Raw genomic sequence first — 18540 nt, 5'->3', positions numbered from 1 at the left:
GAGGCCATGGCGTTGATCTTGCTGGCGCCTGCAACGACCATGGACTAAGGTCAATTCGTCAGTTGGACGATTGTAAACTTTGCTGCACGCCCTGCATGTGTCTGCTCCCTAAACCAGTTGCGCCCGCGTGAGGATGCCGTCATGAAACACATCACTGCTTTCCCCCTGCTTTTTGCTGTCATGCTTGGTTCGGCGGCGTCGGCGATGACCTTTACCACCGAGGACTATCCGCCCTTCAATACCAAGGGCAGCGACGGCAAGGTGACCGGCATTTCCAGCGAGATCGTCCAGGAAGCGCTCAAGCGCGCGGGCGTGAGCGCCAACATCGAGTTGCTTCCTTGGGAGCGCGCCCTGGATATGGCGAAGAAACAAGGCGATACCTGTGTTTATTCTGCCGTGCGCAATGCCGAGCGGGAAAAGCTGTTCAAGTGGGTGGGGCCGCTTACAGGCGACCAGATCACCCTGTTTGCCAAGGCCGACAGCACCATCAGCTTGTCCAGCGCCGCCGATGCGAAGAAATATAAAGTTGGAGCCTACAACGGCGATGCCTATGGTGATTTCGCCGAGAAGCAGGGCATCAAGCTCGAGCGGGTTAGCAATGACGTGCAAAACCTGCCCAAGCTGTCATCAGGCCGTATCGACTTATGGGTAGCCGGTGCCAAGAGTGGTCCTTACAAGGCGGCTCATGAGGGCGCGGGGCTCAAGATCAAGCCGGTGCTGAGCCTGGGTGACCCGAAGGACAGTCAGATGTACCTCGCGTGCAACCCCGGCGTGTCTGACGATGTGGTGAAAAAGCTCAACGATGCGGTCGAGGCGATTCGCAAGGATGGCACCGCTGACAAGATCGGCAAGAAATACCAATAAGGCGTCGAATCCGGGCCCGTGCATGGCGGGCCCCGTCTTGACAACATCGAGAGTTGACTGGGGACGTCGATGAAATTCACCCAAAGCATCAGCGGACGCCTGAATGTGCTGTTCGTAGTCATCATTACTGTGGTGCTGGCGATTCTTGGCACGTACAACTATCTCGCTACGCAAAAAAGGCTGGAGCAAAAGCTGAATGAAGACGCTACTGCCTTGGCGGCCCGACTGGGCTTGAGTCTGCCGGCTGCCATCTGGAACTTCGACAAAACCCAGATTGGCCAGGTGCTGGAAGCAGAAATGGTATCGCGTACCTTCAACGGCATCGTTCTCAATAACGGCAAGGATTTCCTCGCCGGGCGGCAGCGTAGTGCAGATGGCAAGACGCATAATGCTGAAGCCGGCAGCAAGATCGCCGGTGTGGCGCGCGAAGTGGAGCTGCAGTTCGACGACAATGGCACCAAGAAGAAAGTGGCCACCGCCACCATCTACATTGCCCATGACTCGATCGATGCAGCCTTGCGTGAAAATGTGGTGACCCTGATCGTGCAAATCCTGGCCGTTGATATCACCTTGATGGTGGCGCTGTCATTCAGCCTTACCGCCATCGTGCTGCGGCCACTGAAGAACCTGAATACGGCATTGAAGGAGATCGCCTCAGGCGAGGCGGATCTGACCCGACGTTTGACCATACGTGGCAAGGATGAGTTTGCCGACGTGTCGGAATCCTTCAATACCTTTGTTGCTCGCCTGCAAGGGGTGATGAAGCAAGTGGCCGATGTGGCGCCGCAGCTGGCGGCAGCTGCCGAGCAGACCAGCCGCATCATGGAAAGCAGCAGCGCCGGTATCGAATTGCAGCAGCAGCAGAGTGAATCGGTGGTGCAGGCCGCCAGCGAATTGAGCCATCAGGTGCACGATATTACGGTGAATACCAGCAAGGCATCCGATGCTGCCAATTACGCCGATATCGAGGCGGAAAAGGGCCAGTCGGTTGTCAATGATGCGATCGCCACCATCGGCGAGGCCTCCAAGGAAGTTGATAATGCAGCCCAGGTGATCACCGAGTTGGCACGCAATAGCGAAAAGATCGGTTCGGTTCTTACCGTAATCAACGATATTGCCAAACAAACCAATTTGCTGGCACTCAATGCCGCCATTGAAGCCGCGCGCGCCGGTGAGGCGGGGCGCGGGTTTGCCGTGGTGGCTGACGAGGTTCGCACCCTTGCCAACCGCACTCACGACTCGACCACCGAGATCCAGCGGGCGATTACCGAGCTGCGCGATGGCACGCAACAGGCGGTGGCGGTGATGAGCAATAGCCGCGACAAGGCCGAGCTGGGCCTCAAGCGTGCCCGCGAAGCCGGCAGCGCTATCGAGCACCTGGCAGAGTCGGCTCGCAAGATCGCCCAAATCAATGAAGATATTGCTGAATCATCCAGCCGGCAGGATGAGGCGGTAAAAGGCGTGACCGGCAGCATTCGCGAAATCCAGACGGTGGTCAGCGAAGCGGCGCAGGGCGCACGCCAGACCCAGATTGCTTCGGAAGAAGTGGCGAGACTGGCGGTGCAGCTTCAGGTGACGGTGGAACAGTTCAAAGTGTGAACCGGAGCAAAGGAAATGATGATGAAGGCATTCAATCGTGCATTGCTCGCCTCACTGTTTTTTCTGGCGGCGCTGTCGGGGCGGGCGGAAGACAAGGTGATCAAACTGGCCTCGCTCGAATGGCCTCCCTACACCGGCGCGAAGCTGGCGGACCAAGGCGCCTGCGTGGCGGTGGCCAAGGCGGCGTTCAAGGCGATGGGATATGAATTGAAGGTGGAATTCTACCCGTGGACCCGCGCGGTGCAGCTTGGCAAGAGTGACCCGGCCTATGCAGGATATTTCCCTGAATATGACTCACCTGAAGTACGCAAGGATTTCACCCTGTCCGAGCCGATGGGCAATGGTCCGCTTGGCTTGGCGCAAAGGCTGGATGCGCCGCTGAGCTGGAATGCCATTGCTGACTTGGCCAACAAAAAGATCGGCGTCGTACAGGATTATGTCAACACGGCCGAGTTCGACGCCCGGGTCGCTGCCAAGCAGCAAAAGGTCGATGTGGCGCTTGATGACGCGAAGAATCTGCAAAAACTCGCCGGTGGGCGTATCGATGCTGCGGTTGTTGATGGCAATGTGTTCAATTACCTGATGAAGACCGAGGCTGATTTGAAGCCGTTTGCCGGCAAGCTGGCCATGAATGGCAAGCTGCTGGAGGATAAAAAGCTGTTCATCTGCTTCAAAAAGGATGCCGAGGGCAAGCGGGTCGCCGCAATCTTTGCCCAAGGGGTGCATAAGATCGATGTTGCGGCCATCATGGCCAAGCATCTCGGAAACTGAAGCCTGGCCTGGGCGGGAGGATAAATGCGCCAGCTTCTGGTGGCTTGCCTGAGCTGGGCGTTCCCGGTGGCAACTTGGGGCCTGACCCTGCTGACCGAGGACTACCCGCCCTTCAATATGCTTGAGCAAAACGAAGTGGGTGGTATTGCCAGCCATATTGTGCGCGAGGGATTGAAGCGGGCGGCCATCGACGGACAATTCCAGCTTCTGCCTTGGGCGCGGGCGCAGATGCAGACCCGTAGCCAAGCCGATACCTGCATGTATTCGGCGGTAAGAACGGCAGAACGTGAGCCGAACTATGTGTGGATCGGCCCATTGGTGGACGACAAGATTGCCTTGTTTGCCAGGGCTGACTGGCCGCACAAGCTCGGCAGCATGGCCGAGGCGCGCAAATACCAGGTGGGCAGCTACTTGGGCGACGCTTATGGCGATTATGTCGAGCGGCAAGGGGTAACCTTGGATCGCGCGCCGGCCGATGCCAACAACCTGCCCAAGTTGATGTCGAACCGCATCGACCTGTGGGTGGCCGGTTCGATCAGTGGCGCCTACCGCGCCAGTCGGCTGGGCCTGTCCAGCCGGATCAAGCAGGTGTTTGCCGCCGGCGATCCGAAGGACACGCAGATGTGGCTGGCTTGCAATCTTGCCATCGACCCTGATGTGTACCGGCGCCTCAATACCGCCATACACAGTGTGTTGGACGACGGCACCGCGGCGGCCATTGCGGCGCGCTACCGATAGTGCCGCTAGCTGTTTAAAATCGGCACGATGAGCCAGGAAAAAGCCCCCGTCACTGCAGCCATCCGCGTACTGCGCCAGCACAAGATTGCCTACACCGAACATCTTTACGACTATGTCGAGCGCGGAGGAACGGCAGAGTCCAGCCGCCAGCTCGGTGTGCCCGAGCATGCCGTCATCAAGACGCTGGTGCTGGAAGACGAGGCGAAAAAGCCGCTGATCGTGCTGATGCATGGTGACTGCGAAGTGTCCACCCGCAATCTGGCCAGGCAGGCCGGACGCAAGCACATCGAGCCGTGCACACCGGAGGTTGCCAACAAGCATACCGGCTACCTGGTTGGCGGTACCTCGCCGCTGGGTACCAAGAAAGTCATGCCGGTATTCATGGAAAAATCCATCCTGGCGCTGGAACGCATGTATCTCAACGGCGGCAAACGCGGTTTTCTGGTCGGACTGTCTCCTTCCGCCTTGCTGCCGGTGTTGCAGCCGCAGCTTGTCGACGTGGCCAATCCGCACGAGGCCTGATTGGCTGCGCGGTTGATCAAGCAGCGCAGCGCGGACGGGTAGCGCGGCTGATCTGCTATCATCGGTCGTCTTGCCCACCGAACGCTTGCTCGGTTGGGGCTTTATGCATCAGATCAGGGATTTAGCCTCATGCACACAGCCGTCATTTCCGGCACCGGCCTGTTCACGCCGTCTGCATCCATCAGCAATGAAGCGCTGGTGGCCAGTTTCAATGAATATGTGCGCCGCCATAATGAGCGCCATGCCGCCGAGATTGCCAGTGGCGCAATGGCGGCGCTGGCGGAAAGCTCGGTCGAATTCATCGAAAAAGCGTCCGGCATCAAGCAGCGCTTCGTGCTGGATCGCGACGGCGTGCTGGACCCGGAGCGCATGTATCCACGCCTGGCGCCGCGCGACAATGAGCAGTTATCCGTGATGGCCGAAATGGCGGTGGCCGCCGCCAAAATGGCACTGGAGCGCTCGGGCCGCCAGCCGGCCGACATCGACGGGGTGATTTGCGCCGCCAGCAATATGCAGCGTGCCTATCCGGCGATGGCGATCGAGGTGCAGAACGCCTTGGGAATAGGCGGCTGGGCATTCGATATGAATGTGGCCTGCTCCAGTGCTACCTTTGGCATCGAGCAGGCGGCCAATGCGGTGCGTAGCGGCAGCGCCCGTGCTGTGCTGATGGTGAATCCGGAAATCTGCTCGGCCCATCTGGAGTGGCGTGATCGCGATTGCCATTTCATCTTCGGCGATGTGGCGACTGCAGTAGTGGTGGAGCGCAGCGATCTGGCGGTTTCCAACCATCGTTTCGAGGTGCTCGGTACGCGATTGGCGACGCAGTTTTCCAACAATATCCGCAATAACGCCGGCTTTTTGAACCGCTGTGAAGACAAGTGGGGCGATCTGCGCGACAAGCTGTTTGTGCAGGAAGGCCGCAAGGTATTCAAGGAAGTCTGCCCGATGGTGGCCGAGCATATTGCCGGCCATCTCGCAGCGCTGGAACTGGCGCCGGCCGGCGTCAAGCGCTTCTGGCTGCATCAGGCCAATCTGAGCATGAACCAGCTGATTGCCCGCCGTCTGCTGGATCGCGACCCGACGCCGCAAGAGGCGCCGGTGATTCTCGATCAATACGCCAATACCTCTAGCGCCGGCTCCATCATCGCGTTTCATCTGCATGCAGACGATCTGGCGGCAGGTGATATCGGGGTGATTTCCAGCTTCGGTGCTGGCTATTCGGTCGGTAGCGTGGTGTTGCGCAAGCTCTGAACAGGGTTCGCGAGCCCGGATATGCAGAGAGCAGGGCGGCCATGGGCCGCCCTGCTGGTTTTCGGGTCCGGTGTCGTGCCCTTGCGCAACGCTGTCGGCTCCGCTTCGGTGCAGTGCTTCCCATGTCTGCCTCGGCCCGCCACAATGCGCGCCATTGCCCGTGCCGGGCTCATCATGGGAATCAACGCTATGCGCCATACCGCGCTGTTTTCACTGCTGCTGGCCGCCTCCCTGGCCAGCCTTGCTCTGCCGGCCGCTGCCGCTGGGACGCTCAAATACTGCTCCGAAGGCAGTCCATCCGGCTTTGATCCGAACCAGCTCAATGCCGGTACCGATTTCGATGCGATCTGGCCGGTGTTCAATCGCCTGGTGGAATTCGAGCGAGGGGGCACGGCAGTGTTGCCGGCGCTGGCTGAAAAGTGGGAAATCAGCCCGGATGGCCTGATTTACACCTTCCATCTGCGCCGTGGAGTGAAGTTTCATAGCAATGAGAGCTTCAAGCCCAGCCGTGATTTCAATGCCGACGATGTGGTGTTTACCTTCAGCCGCATGGACGACAAGGAACACCCTTACCGCAAGGCCTATCCGAGCGAGTTTCCCTTCTTCAACAGCATGGGCATGGCGGCCAATCTGGCCAAGGTGGAGGCGGTCAATCCGCAGACGGTGCGCTTTACCCTGAAGAATGTCGATGCCTCCTTCCTGGCCGATCTGGCCATGGGCTTTGCCTCGATCCATTCGGCCGAATATGCTGACTTGCTGCTCAAATCCGGCAAGCCGGCGCAGATCGCCAGCGCACCGATCGGCACCGGTCCGTTTGTCTTCAAGCGCTACGACAAGGATGCGACCATCCGTTATTCGGCCAATAAGGACTATTGGAACAAGGCCGATGTCAAACTGGATAACCTGATCTTTACCATCTCCACCGATAGCGCGGTGCGGGCGCAAAAGCTCAAGGCTGGCGAGTGCGATATCGCCTTCCCGCCCAAGCCGGCTGACCTGGTGGCACTGAAGGCCGACCCGGCCATCGTGATCCAGTCGCGCCCTGGCTTCAATGTCGGCTATGTGGCGTACAACGTCACCAAAAAGCCGCTCGATAAGCTGGAAGTGCGCCAAGCGCTCGATATGGCGATCAACAAGCCGGCCATCCTGGAAGCGGTGTACCAGGGTACCGGCATTGCCGCCAGCAATCCGATGCCGCCGGCACAGTGGTCGTACAACCCCAAGCTCAAGGATGCGGCCTACAGCGTCGATAAGGCGCGCGCCCTGCTGGCCAAGGCCGGAGTCAAGGACTTGGAAATCAGTTTGTGGGCGATGCCGGTGCAGCGCCCCTACAACCCCAATGCCAAGCTGATGGCCGAGATGATCCAGGCCGACTGGGCCAAGATCGGGGTGAAGGCCAATATCACCAGCTACGAGTGGGGCGAGTACCTCAAGCGCGCCAAGAAGGGCGAGGCCGATACCGGCATGTTCGGCTGGACCGGCGACAATGGTGATCCGGACAACTGGCTGAACATCCTCAGCTGTGACGCCATCGGTTCGGGCAACTATGCGCAGTGGTGCGATAAGGCATATGAAGACCTGATTGTCGAAGGCAAGCGCACCACGGATGCGAAAAAGCGTACCGCCCTGTATATGAAGGCGCAGGAAGTATTCAAGCAAGCCATGCCGTGGAGCACCATTGCCCACTCGGTGGTGGCGGTGCCGATGAACAAGCGGGTGCAGGACTTCAAGATCAGTCCGTTTGGCCGCATGTCCTTCTCCGGCGTGTCGATCAAATAAGCTCGCCTGTATGGCAAAACGGCGCTCTCGGGCGCCGTTTTGCATGGTTCTGGCAATTTGCGAGGTCTGCTGCGCATTGCGGGCGCCGCCTATCGCGGCATGGCAAGCAGCGCTACCGCATTCCACGCCGCAACGCCTGTCAGTACCTCGCAACAAGCCGTTACAGCGGCCTGCCACCACTGCGTGCGACTGTGTTACCGTTCCGCGCCAAGCGTATCCCGCTCCACCCCTATCTTTTCTGACAAGGATGAAACCATGAAGCGACTGACCCTGTTGCAGATGGCGCTCACTGCTGCGCTCGCTGCCGGTGCTATCGGTGCCAATGCCGCCGCCACCCTCAAGTATTGTTCGGAGGGCAGTCCGGCCGGCTTCGATCCGGGTCGCTTCACCGCAGGTACCGATTTCGACGCTACCGCCGAAACCATGTACAGCCGACTGGTGGAATTCGAGCGCGGTGCTACCAAGGTGCAGCCTGGTCTGGCCGAGAAATACGATATCAGCGCCGATGGCCTGAGCTACACCTTCCACCTGCGCCGTGGTGTGAAGTTTCATACCACCGAGTACTTCAAGCCAAGCCGCGAATTCAATGCCGACGATGTGCTGTTCACCTTCCAGCGCATGTTGAGCAAGGATCACCCGTTCCGCAAAGCCGATCCGGTCGAGTTTCCCTATTTCACCGATATGGGCATGGACGAGAATATCGCCAAGATCGAAAAGCTCGATCCTTACACGGTCAAGTTCACCCTGAAGAAGGTCGATGCCGCCTTCCTCGCCGACTTGGCCATGTCGTTCGCGTCCATCCTGTCGGCTGAATATGCCGATCAGTTGCTCAAGGCTGGCAAGCCGCAACAGCTCAATACCCAGCCTATCGGTACCGGCCCGTTTGTATTCAAGAGCTATCAGAAGGACGCGATCATTCGCTACACCGGCAACAAGGAATTCTGGCGTGCTGGTGATGTAAAGCTGGACAACCTGATCTTCGTGATCTCCGCTGACGGCTCGGTGCGCTACCAGAAGCTCAAGGCGGGCGAATGCGACATCATGTCCTACCCCAAGCCGGCTGACCTGGCCCAGGCCCTGAAAGAGCCGTCGCTGAATGTGCCGAACCAGGCCGGCTTCAATCTTGGTTTCCTGGCCTACAACACCAAGCACAAGAACACCGACAATGTGGCGGTACGTCGTGCACTGGATCAGGCGATCAACAAGAAGGCGATCATTGATGCCGTCTACCAGGGTGCCGGTCAGGTGGCGACCAACCCGATGCCGCCTACCCAGTGGTCGTACAACAAGAACCTGAAGGACCAGAACTACGATCCGGCAGCTGCCAAGGCAGCGCTGGCCAAAGCCGGTTATCCGAATGGTTTCGAGCTGACGCTGTGGGCATTGCCAGTGCAGCGCCCCTACAACCCCAATGGCAAGCTGATGGCCGAAATGATCCAGGCCGACTGGGCCAAGATCGGCGTCAAGGCCAATATCACGACTTATGAGTGGGGCGAGTACCTCAAGCGCGCGCAAAAGGGCGAGCACGACGCCATCCTGGTCGGTTGGACCGGTGACAACGGCGATCCGGATAACTGGCTGGGCGTGAACCTCGGTTGCGATGCGGTCGGCGGCAACAACTACGCACAATGGTGCAACAAGGACTTCGACAGCCTGATCGTCAAGGCCAAGCAGACCTCCGATGTGAAGCAGCGCACCGAGATGTATATGAAGGCCCAGGAGATGTTCAAGAAGGAAATGCCTTGGACCACCATCGCCCACTCGACGGTGTATGTGCCGATGAACAAGAAGGTCAGCGGCTTCAAGATCAGCCCGTTCGGCCTGATGTCCTTCTACGGCGTGTCGGTGAAATAAGCGTGTAAGCAGCGAATGCAGCAACGGCCCTCTTCCGCCGGGAGAGGGCAGGGTGAGGGGCCGTTCTGGCCCGCTCACCCAATCCTTCTGTATGCACAGAGGACTTGTCTCAGATCTGAGAGCGCCAAATGAAACTGATCCCGCTTGCCTTGGCCATGATGCTGGCCGCCACTGCCGCTGCCAAACCGCTGGTGTTCTGCTCCGAAGCGGCGCCGCAAGGCTTTGATTACGCCATGTACACCGCCGCCACCACCAATGATGCGGCGGCGCAGACCATCTATAACCGGCTGGTCGAGTTCGAGCCGGGTGGCACCAAGGTGATTCCGGCCCTGGCCGAGAAGTGGGAGATCAGCAAGGACGGGCTGGAATACACCTTCAGCCTGCGTCGTGGCGTGAAGTTCCATACGACGGAATGGTTCAAGCCGACACGCGACTTCAATGCCGATGATGTGCTGTGGTCGTTCGGCCGCATGCTCGATAGCAAGCATCCCGGTGCCGGTGCCAGTCCGCAAGGTTGGCCGTTTGCGGTGGATATGGGCTTCCCCGGCCTGATCAAGAAGCTGGAGCGGGTCGACGACTACACGGTGAAGTTTGTGCTGAATCACCAGGAGGCGCCGTTCCTGGCTGACTTGGCCATGGCCTTTTCCAGCATCGTGTCGGCGGAGTACGCGCAAAAGCTCCTGGCTGAGGGGCGTAGCGCCAATATCACTACCCAGCCGGTTGGCACCGGCCCATATGTATTCAAGCGCTATGAGGTCGGCTCGCAAATCCGCTATGAGGCGCATCCCGCCTATTGGCGTGGCAAGGCAGCCAGCGACAAACTGATATTCGCCATCACCACCGACCCGGCGGTGCGCGCGCAAAAGCTCAAGCGCGGCGAATGCAATTTCATGGTCTACCCCAAGCCGCAAGATTTGCCGATGCTCGGCAGCGACCCGAATCTGGTGGTGGAGTCCAATAGCGCGCTGGTGCTCTCCTATCTGGCGGTGAATGCCCAGCACAAGGTGACCTCAGATAAACGAGTACGCCAGGCGCTGGCGCTGGCGATCGACAAGCCGGCAATTGCCCGCGCGGTCTACGAAGGCTCGGCCGTGCCGGCCCACCTGCCCTTACCCATGGCGATGTGGGCTTACAACAAGCGTATTGCCGCGCCAGCGCGGGATCTGGACAAGGCGAAAAAGCTGCTGCAGGAGGCGGGCTATCCCAACGGCCTCGAGTTGAGCCTGTATGTGCGCAATAGTGGCGGCGGCACCAATCCCAATCCCAAGCTGACTGCCGAGATGATCCAGGCCGACTGGGCGCGCATTGGCGTCAAGGCAAAGATCGTGGTGCTGGAGTGGGTAGAGCTGCTCAAGCGCACCAAGGCAGGCGAGCATGATGTGGTGTTGTATGGCTGGGCGGGCGACAACGGCGACCCGGATAACTTCCTGTCACCGATTCTGTCCTGCACCGCAGCCGAAAGCGGCGAGAATCGTTCGCGCTGGTGCAATAAGGACTTCGACAAGCTGATTGATGCCGCAAAACGCACCACCAATCTGGCCGAGCGAACCAAATTGTATGAGCAGGCGCAGCAGCTGTTTTTTGATGAGATGGCCTGGATCAGCCTGGTCGAACCGAAGGTGATGATTGCCCGGCAAAAGCATGTGGAAGGCTATAAGGCCAATCCCTTCATGACCAATAATTTTGAGCGGGTGCGAGTGAAATAGGGCTGAAAACGCCATTCGCCCAGAGTTCGTACGGGGAAGCGCTGACCGAATCGAGTGCCCGACTTGAGTAGCGGGTCCCGCCAAGTCCGGGACTCGGCCGGGAATGGGTACGTTGTTGATTCCTTGTTGATCTACCCCCCTTCGCCCTGGTGGGGAAGCCGCGCGCTGGCGAGGAGTGCGGCAGCGGAATATTCATGGTTTAGGCACTGCCTCCTGAGCATCAGTCTTTCCGGGGCTGGATGCGATGGCGTGAATACGGGAGTCGCGTAGCGCTTTCTTAGCAAATGCTTATGCGGAATGCATAATATATTGGTTTGATGCAATCGGCCTGTGTAGTATCGGCGCGGTCATCCAACCGAAAGCCACGCAATGAACTACCTGAACAAGCGTTTTATGCATCTGGCCACTGTTTGCCTGCTGTCCGCCACGGCAATGGCCGACTCCTACGACCCGGCAACCAATCGTTTGACCATCGACTCGGTGCAGGTCGGTTCCACCATTTATTCCGGCGTGGTGGTGACCGTGGGAAACGTCATCAGCCTGGGAACACAAAAGCCGGCAGTGCCCGTGGTGACTGCGGCATGCTTGAACAGCAACTTCACGCTGGCGCAGGTGAACAATATCAAGGCCGGCATGACGGCCGAGCAGATCAATGCGATTTTCGGCTGTGCGTTCGATCCGCGCAAAACCAGCCGGAACAGCCTCTACGTCAGCCGACAATGGACCAATAGCGATGAGTACATCGCATCGGGCGGCAAGATTCCCTTGATCATCGTGAATGTGTCGTTCGATCTGGTGAGTGACACGGTCTTGCAAGCCGGCGGGCGCCCGCTCATCGTGACCTCGGGCATCTAAGGAAGCTCTGAACGAATCACCCAACGCGCAAAATGCGCGCTTCCCCCGCGGCGGCGGGGGCGGAGGGGGTGGAATGAAACAGTGAGAAATCGTTGACCTATCCATTTTCGTCTTAGTCCCGGGTCTCCCGGGACATGAGGTAGTGGTTGAGAACTCGATTCGTTCAGAGCTTCCCTAAGCGCTGCGGCGTCCTTTGGGTAAGGGAATAAGGACGCCGCACCGCTATGGGTTGGTGGCACGAAGATGCGCCAATTCGCCAGTCAGCCATTTCCCGCTTTGCATCGGTGCGGCGCTGCCGCATTTCACCCAGTAAGGCTTGCCGGTGCTACTGCTGCTAGATGCTGCTTGTTCGATAAATTGCTCGGTGCTGCGCACGCCACCGTGGCTGTCCAGGTAGTCCAGTTTGCGCAGCAAATGGCTTTTCGCCTCTCCTCCCTGATACCAACTGCCGTTGCGGTTGAACTGGCAGCCGGAAGTTTCAAGGCGCGTCAGCAGCAATTCAATTTCATGATGGCTTGCATCGGCAGGTGTGGCGGCGTAGAGCCTGCTGGCTGCAAGTATCAGCAGAAGGAAGGCGGGTAGGCGCATGAATCGGTCTCGCAGATGGTCGGATGGGTTGGCAGCACAGGCGGCATGACAGGGTCTGAGTCTGCCTTGCTGCGGGAGTTGCATCCAGAGGGCGATATCGCCGGTGGATGCAGCGGCGGCGCCGCATCCACCTGCTTGCGCCTAGTTGCGCCCCGCCATTACGCCACCATCCACATCCCAGATGGCACCTGTTACCCAGCCGGCCTTATCTGACAGCAAAAAGGCGATGGCATTGGCAACGTCGTCTGCGCTGCCGATGCGGCCGATCGGGTGAAAGCTATTGAAGCCTTGCAAGGCATCATGCACCTGATCCTTCTCGATAAATCCCTCATAGATCGGCGTGGCGACGACTGCCGGTGACACGGCATTGACGCGGATGCCGTGCTCGGCCAATTCCATGGCCAGATGCTGGGTCAAGGCATGCAGGCCGGCCTTGGCCATGGAATAGGCCGAAGATGGGGTGGCCTTGATCGCCTGCTTGGCCCACATCGAGCCGATATTGACGATGGCGCCGCCCGATTTGCGCGCGATCAGTGCCTTGGCAAACGCCTGGCTGGCAAAAAAGAAGGCGCGATTGAGCTGCTGGTACTGGTCGTAGTCCTGGGTTGTATGTTCAAGAAAGGTCTTGGGCAGGAATAAGCCGGCAGCGTTGAGCAGCAGATCGGCCTTCATGGCGGGAATTTGCGCGATCAGGCGATCCACATCGGCCGGCTGTGCCAAGTCGGCAATGACGGTATTCACCTCGCCGACGGCTGCCAACTCGCTTGCCGCTTGATCGAGTGCCTGGGCATTGCGCCCGACCAGAGTCGCTTTGCCGCCGCCTTCGAGCACTTTATGCGCGCTGGCCTTGCCCATGCCGGTACTGCCACCCAGAACCAGGAGTGTGGATGTGGAGAAATTCATCATGTGTATACCTTCCAGTAGGTAGGGTTGAGGTGCAAAAAAATTTAGTCAGGCAGCTGGAGCAGAGCCCACAGCGCTGCCACTGCGCGATCGAAGTCATCCACGCTTTGCCAGGCACGCCCGATGAGCAGCCCGCCCTGGCAAACCGACAGCAACAGCCCGGCTACCGCTGCGGCGCTGATCTGCACAGGCAGGCTGCCTTGTTGCTGTCCTTGCATGATCACCTGCTCCAGCCACTGCTGGTTCATGCGCATAAAGCGGCCGACGCCGGCGGCCATTTCTGGCGATATCACATCGACATCGGCTGCCAGCATGCCGCACAGGCAGCCGAGCTTGTGCACCAGGCTGTCGCGATACAGCGCCGCAAAACCGCGCAGCCGCGCCGGCGCGCTCGCATGATCTGTCGCAATCTGCAGCAGCGATGCTTCAAAGCGCTCGTGATAGCGCTCCAGCAGCGCCAGGCCCAGATCATCCTTGCTGGGAAAGTGGTGATGGATACTGGCTTTGCGAATGGCCACCCGCTCAGCCAGATCGGCATAGCTGAAGCCCGAGTAACCTCGGGTGCGAACCAGTTCGGTAGCGTGATCGAGCAGTGCGGTGCGGGTATCCATGGGCGCAGTATGCCTACCAGTAGGTAGGGTTGGCAAGTGGTAGCGATAAATCGCTACGTCTCATGTCCCGCTTGCATGCGGCAAGGTGGCTCAGCTGTGCTGGAAGCGTCGCCGCCTTGCCGGGCGTGCAGGTATCAGACATGAACACCGGCATGGCGGTGAGGCGAACTATCCGGCCAGACCGCGATAAAGAGTCAGTGCCGCAGCCAGCAACAGTACCATGCCAACGCTGCGTGCCATGGCTGCATTGGCGCGTGGATGCGCTGCCAGAGCCGTCTGGGCGCGAGCCGCCAGCAGGGCGAGGGTGCCGTACACCGCCAGCTGTACCAGGGCAGTGATCAGCCCCAGTAGGCTGGCCTGCAGCCAGATCGGCCCGCGCCCGGCGTGCAGGAACTGCGGAAAGATCGCCAGCATGAACAAATACGCCTTGGGGTTGAGCAGGCACGTTGCCATGGCGCCGGCAAAGCTCTGCGCAGCGCTGCGTTGGCCGCCAGCCAGACTGGGTGCGGTCAGGCTGCTGACACGGATCAGGCTCGTGCCTATCCAGGCGATATAGCCGGCGCCGGCCAGCAGCATGGCAGTCAATGCGGCGGGGAAAAGCTTGAACAGGGCGCTGATGCCGGCAGCAGCGATGATGGTATGGCACAGGCCACCCATCACGATGCCGGCCACGGCGGCGAGACCCACCTGGCGGCCGCTGGTGAGGCTATTGCCCATGACAAAGGCCATATCCATGCCGGGCAGCACGACTACACCGCCTACCACCAGAAAATACAGCCACAACTCGCTGGCATAGCTCATTGGCTTGCCTCCGTGGTGGCGATTGACCCGCGCATTGGCACCGGGCAGGCAGCCGGTGTGGCATGGCTTGCAGTTTGAATCAGCAGGGCGGAGAAGTGATGCATGGTGGACTTTCGGGCTGGGGCGCCGGTTGGCGCAACGCCGCCGACAATACGTTTGATATAGGGCGGAGACTGTCCTGATTCGGCCTATCATGGCGTCATGCCTAATCCCACTACCCGCGTGCTGGCCTTGCTGGAACTGCTGCAGACCCATGGCCTGCTCAGCGGTAGCGAGCTGGCGCGGCGGCTGGAGGTGGACCCGCGCACCTTGCGCCGCTATGTGGTGATGCTGGAGCAGCTTGGCATTCCCGTGGTGGCCGAGCGTGGGCGAGATGGCGGCTATCGCTTGATGCATGGCTTCAAGCTGCCACCGATGCTGTTCAGCAATGAAGAAGCGCTGGCGGTGGCGCTGGGCCTGGTGGCGTCGCGCCAGCTTGGCCTTAATGATGCGGCACCGGCCGGCGCGAGCGCCTTGGCCAAGCTGGAGCGGGTGATGCCGGAAGGGCTGCGCAAGCAGGTGCGGGCGGTCGGCGAGACGGTCACGCTTGATCTGGCACGCGCCAGTCGCGCCGGTGACCCGCAGATCCTGGCCACCTTGAGCACCGCTGCCCGTGCCCAGCAGCGCGTGCAGCTACGCTATGGCGCTGCAGACGGGCAAGCCAGCGAGCGCGCCATCGACCCCTATGGTCTCGCCTATCTGCACGGAGCCTGGTATGTGGTTGCCTACTGTCATTTGCGCCAGGGGCTGCGTGTATTCCGGCTTGACCGCATCGTATCGGCCAGACCAATGCCGGCCAGCTTTGCCCGCCCGGCAGATTTCGATCCGCTTGGCCATATCAGCGAAGCCATCGCGATCATTCCGCGCCTTTATCAGGCCCAAGTGAGACTGGCGCTGGACTTGCCAGCGGCGCGCCAGCAGGTGCCCACTTGGCTGGGAGTACTGCGCAGCGTGGGCGATAGCACGGTATTGCAGATCGAAGCCGATGACCTCGATTGGGTGGCGCGCGAGTTGGCTCGATTGCCATGCGATTTCACCATCCTTTCACCCGAAGGCCTGCACACGGCCATTCGACGTCAGGCGCAACGCCTGCTGGCGGCCTGTGCCGACCAATGACATCAATACTGAACCTGCCGGGAGCGCCGTCATGAGCATTGCTGCAACCCTTCCTGAAGCCGAAGCAGTCGATGGCGGCTGCGCCTGTGGTGCCTTGCGCTACCGCATGCAGCGCCAGCCTTTGTTTGTCCATTGCTGCCACTGCACGCGCTGTCAGCGCGAGACTGGTGGGCCGTTTGCCCATCATGCGGTGCTGGAGCGCAAGGCGTTATTGATTCTGTGTGGCCAGCCGGAGCGGGCGCTGGTGCCGACCGATAGCGGCCGCAAGCATTGGGTATTCCGCTGCCCGCTCTGCCATGGCGCCATGTGGAATGAACATGGCAGCCGCTCCCCGGTGCTCTGCTATATCCGCGTCGGTACGCTCGACCAGCCGGCGCAATTTCCGCCCCAGGCGCATATCTATTGCCGCTCGCGCCAGCCTTGGGTGACGCTGGACCCGGCCATCCCGACCTTTTCGGCCTATTACGATGCAGCCAAGATCTGGCCGGCAGAAAGCTTGGCGAGATATGCCGCCGCCAGAAATCTGTGAATATGCCGCCTGGCAGCGCTCTTTACGAAAAGCGGCCCCAATGTGCCGGATCATGTCGTCGAGCCTTGCTTGGCTGTTCCGGTTGACACAGCGATAATGCGCGCCGGATTGAGCGGCCCGGTCGCAACGACCGTCGGCTTGGCAGGGACGGCTGGCAGCCGCCTATGCGGGTAGCTGCTGCGCCAGTCATGCTGTGCAGCCGCTACGTCATAACCCTATTCAAAATACCAGGCTGGAGCAGGGCGCCAATGATGGATAAGCACGATGGCATCGAGGCAGGCGATTTTGCCAGCTGGCTCGACAATGCGATTGCCACGCTACAGGGGCGCTCGTTCTCGGATGTGCCTTGTGGTGATTGCCGTGGCTGTTGTCGCTCGGCGTATTTCATCCATGTGCGCCCGACAGACAAGGCCGCACTTTCCGTGTTGCCCAAGGCCATGTTGAGCCCGGCACCCGGTTGGCCTGCGGGGCACCGCTTGATTGGCTATGACCGCCATGGCGCTTGCCCCATGCTCAAGCCGGCGGGCTGTTCCATTTATGCGCAGCGGCCACGAACCTGTAGAGATTACGATTGCAGGGTGTTTGTTGCTGCCGGGATCGAAGCCGAAGCGGACAAGGCAGAAATCAATAGACGGATTCGCGCTTGGCGTTTCACCTTCGCCAATGAATCGGATCAACGCGTCTTGGAGGCAATACGCGCGGCCGCCAGTTTCCTGCGCGACAAGCGCCATGCATTTCCAGGTGGGCGGGCGCCGAGTGCGCCAAGCGATATCGCCGTGATGGCGATCAAGGTATATCCGGTGTTTCTCGGCCCGAACCTTGCCGACAAGGCCGACACCGAAATTGCAACGGAGATCATCGCAAGAAGTCGCGTGTTTGATGCAGATTGCATTGCCTGATTGTTCAAGGAAGCTCTGAATGAATCCACTCACGCGCAAAAAGCGCGGTTCCCTCGCGATGGCGGGGGGAGGGGCGGAGTGGATCCACAAGGAATCAACAACGTAACCACTTCCGGTTAAGCCCCGGGTGTCCCCGGGTGCTGCTACTCAAGTTGAACACTGGATTCGTTCGGCGCTTCCTTACGCACTTGATCCATCACGCACCGCTGGCCGGCTCCGTTGCCGGGCCGGCAAACCAGCTGGCGGCTTTGCCGGCCTTGCTGACCGCTGCCGCACAAAGCTGCACGGCCTCTTCCGGATCGATCGAGACCAGATCGGCAATATTGGCGTAGTCATCCGGCAGGGCGGCGTCATCGGCGCCGTTTGACCAATGTCGCGCAAAGGCGACCGCATGTGATACGGTGCGCACCCTCGGGTGTTCGGCGTGCCCCTCATCCATCAGCATCTTCAGGATGGGCGGTAGCCGCCATTGCTCGATCAGCGCCAGTTGCAGGTCCAGATAGGGGAAGCCGAATACCACCCGCTGGGCCACCTGGCTGCGTATGCTGCGGTCGCGCTGCTGCATGGCGCGTACCCTCAAGGTCAACTTCGGTGCGTAGCAGGCGATAAGGATTTCGGCGATATCGCGCAATAAGGCGGCTGTCATCACCTCGCTGCCGTCCACATCATGACGCTGCGCTGCGATTGCATCGGCGCAAATGGCGGCCAGGTGGGCGCGCTGCAACAGGCTACGGGCGAGGCTGATACCGGCCGGGTATTCGGCCGATTGCGCCTCGATACTGGGCGAGTTGGCGAAATCGTCAAGCAGGGGCTGCACGCCCACCATCAGGATCACCCGGTCTATGGTGGTGACATCATTGAGCTGGTGGCTGGAGCGATGGTTCTGCAGATAGCGCAGGGTTTTGAGTGCCAGCAAGGCGTCGTGTTTGATTACGCGTGCGAGCTGTTGCAGATTGGCCAGCGCTTCGTTCTGGCGCAGGGTGTCGAGTTGCTGCTGGCTATATGCCAAGGTGGGCAGGCTGCTGGCGGCAAAATAGCGCAGCCAGGCATCTATGCTGGCAAGTGGATGGTTGATCATGGCGGCAAGCTCCGGCCCTGCTGCATTTGTGTATTGG

General features: G+C 60.0%; 18 protein-coding genes. 13 read left to right on the top strand and 5 right to left on the bottom strand.

Translation table 11 applies throughout. The annotated features are described in order from the left end of the window. The first annotated feature begins 141 nt into the window (after positions 1–141). The 10 genes from ACE3OH_RS01685 (at position 142) to ACE3OH_RS01640 (ending at position 11939) form a co-directional block, all read left to right on the top strand. The gene (locus ACE3OH_RS01685; RefSeq protein ID WP_374347599.1) at positions 142–864 is read left to right on the top strand and encodes a substrate-binding periplasmic protein; all 723 of its coding nucleotides are present in this window, start codon (positions 142–144) and stop codon (positions 862–864) included. A gap of 69 nt (positions 865–933) precedes the next feature. Beyond that, the gene (locus ACE3OH_RS01680; protein WP_374347597.1) at positions 934–2463 is read left to right on the top strand and encodes a methyl-accepting chemotaxis protein; all 1530 of its coding nucleotides are present in this window, start codon (positions 934–936) and stop codon (positions 2461–2463) included. A 15-nt stretch (positions 2464–2478) separates the two neighbouring features. Further along, a complete protein-coding gene (locus ACE3OH_RS01675; protein ID WP_374347595.1) occupies positions 2479–3234 on the top strand; it encodes a substrate-binding periplasmic protein in 756 nt (251 codons plus the stop codon). 24 nt (positions 3235–3258) lie between these two features. Further along, the gene (locus ACE3OH_RS01670) at positions 3259–3972 is read left to right on the top strand and encodes a substrate-binding periplasmic protein (RefSeq protein WP_374347593.1); all 714 of its coding nucleotides are present in this window, start codon (positions 3259–3261) and stop codon (positions 3970–3972) included. Positions 3973–3999: 27 nt separating this feature from the next. Next, positions 4000–4494 (top strand): Cys-tRNA(Pro) deacylase, encoded by a 495-nt coding sequence (ybaK, locus tag ACE3OH_RS01665; RefSeq protein ID WP_374347591.1) that lies wholly within the window; start codon positions 4000–4002, stop codon positions 4492–4494. Positions 4495–4623: 129 nt separating this feature from the next. Next, positions 4624–5745 (top strand): beta-ketoacyl-ACP synthase III, encoded by a 1122-nt coding sequence (locus ACE3OH_RS01660; RefSeq protein WP_374347589.1) that lies wholly within the window; start codon positions 4624–4626, stop codon positions 5743–5745. Between the two features lie 189 nt (positions 5746–5934). Beyond that, positions 5935–7524, top strand: a complete 1590-nt coding sequence (locus ACE3OH_RS01655) for an ABC transporter substrate-binding protein (protein ID WP_374347587.1) — start codon at positions 5935–5937, stop codon at positions 7522–7524. Between the two features lie 255 nt (positions 7525–7779). Continuing rightward, positions 7780–9378: an ABC transporter substrate-binding protein gene (locus tag ACE3OH_RS01650; protein ID WP_374347585.1), complete on the top strand. Its 1599-nt coding sequence runs from the start codon at positions 7780–7782 to the stop codon at positions 9376–9378. A gap of 128 nt (positions 9379–9506) precedes the next feature. After that, positions 9507–11084: an ABC transporter substrate-binding protein gene (locus ACE3OH_RS01645; protein WP_374347583.1), complete on the top strand. Its 1578-nt coding sequence runs from the start codon at positions 9507–9509 to the stop codon at positions 11082–11084. Positions 11085–11453: 369 nt separating this feature from the next. Continuing rightward, positions 11454–11939 carry a hypothetical protein gene (locus ACE3OH_RS01640; RefSeq protein ID WP_374347581.1) on the top strand — a complete coding sequence of 162 codons (486 nt, stop codon included), beginning with the start codon at positions 11454–11456 and terminating at the stop codon, positions 11937–11939. 222 nt (positions 11940–12161) lie between these two features. Here the strand turns inward: ACE3OH_RS01640 and ACE3OH_RS01635 are convergent, their stop codons facing one another. From ACE3OH_RS01635 to ACE3OH_RS01620, 4 genes are all read right to left on the bottom strand, one after another. Continuing rightward, positions 12162–12527 (bottom strand): DUF5329 domain-containing protein, encoded by a 366-nt coding sequence (locus tag ACE3OH_RS01635; protein ID WP_374347579.1) that lies wholly within the window; start codon positions 12525–12527, stop codon positions 12162–12164. Positions 12528–12668: 141 nt separating this feature from the next. Beyond that, positions 12669–13433: an SDR family NAD(P)-dependent oxidoreductase gene (locus ACE3OH_RS01630; protein WP_374347577.1), complete on the bottom strand. Its 765-nt coding sequence runs from the start codon at positions 13431–13433 to the stop codon at positions 12669–12671. A gap of 41 nt (positions 13434–13474) precedes the next feature. Next, on the bottom strand, positions 13475–14041 hold the full coding sequence (locus ACE3OH_RS01625; RefSeq protein ID WP_374347575.1) for a TetR/AcrR family transcriptional regulator: 567 nt from the start codon (positions 14039–14041) through the stop codon (positions 13475–13477). A 168-nt stretch (positions 14042–14209) separates the two neighbouring features. Then, positions 14210–14842: a LysE family translocator gene (locus ACE3OH_RS01620; protein ID WP_374347573.1), complete on the bottom strand. Its 633-nt coding sequence runs from the start codon at positions 14840–14842 to the stop codon at positions 14210–14212. Between the two features lie 201 nt (positions 14843–15043). On the opposite strand from ACE3OH_RS01620, the gene ACE3OH_RS01615 reads away from it, so the two are divergent. From ACE3OH_RS01615 to ACE3OH_RS01605, 3 genes are all read left to right on the top strand, one after another. Further along, on the top strand, positions 15044–15997 hold the full coding sequence (locus ACE3OH_RS01615) for a helix-turn-helix transcriptional regulator (RefSeq protein ID WP_374347571.1): 954 nt from the start codon (positions 15044–15046) through the stop codon (positions 15995–15997). 31 nt (positions 15998–16028) lie between these two features. After that, complete coding sequence (locus ACE3OH_RS01610) at positions 16029–16526, top strand: GFA family protein (RefSeq protein WP_374347569.1); 498 nt, start codon at positions 16029–16031, stop codon at positions 16524–16526. 164 nt (positions 16527–16690) lie between these two features. Next, on the top strand, positions 16691–17425 hold the full coding sequence (locus ACE3OH_RS01605; protein WP_374347567.1) for a YkgJ family cysteine cluster protein: 735 nt from the start codon (positions 16691–16693) through the stop codon (positions 17423–17425). 196 nt (positions 17426–17621) lie between these two features. Here ACE3OH_RS01605 and ACE3OH_RS01600 read toward each other — a convergent pair whose 3' ends face one another. Then, positions 17622–18503: an HDOD domain-containing protein gene (locus tag ACE3OH_RS01600; protein ID WP_374347565.1), complete on the bottom strand. Its 882-nt coding sequence runs from the start codon at positions 18501–18503 to the stop codon at positions 17622–17624. Positions 18504–18540: the final 37 nt, after the last annotated feature.

The sequence above is a fragment of the Chitinimonas sp. genome, from assembly GCF_041904975.1.
Classification (GTDB): domain Bacteria; phylum Pseudomonadota; class Gammaproteobacteria; order Burkholderiales; family Chitinimonadaceae; genus Chitinimonas.
This window is presented reverse-complemented; position numbering and strand designations above follow the sequence as displayed.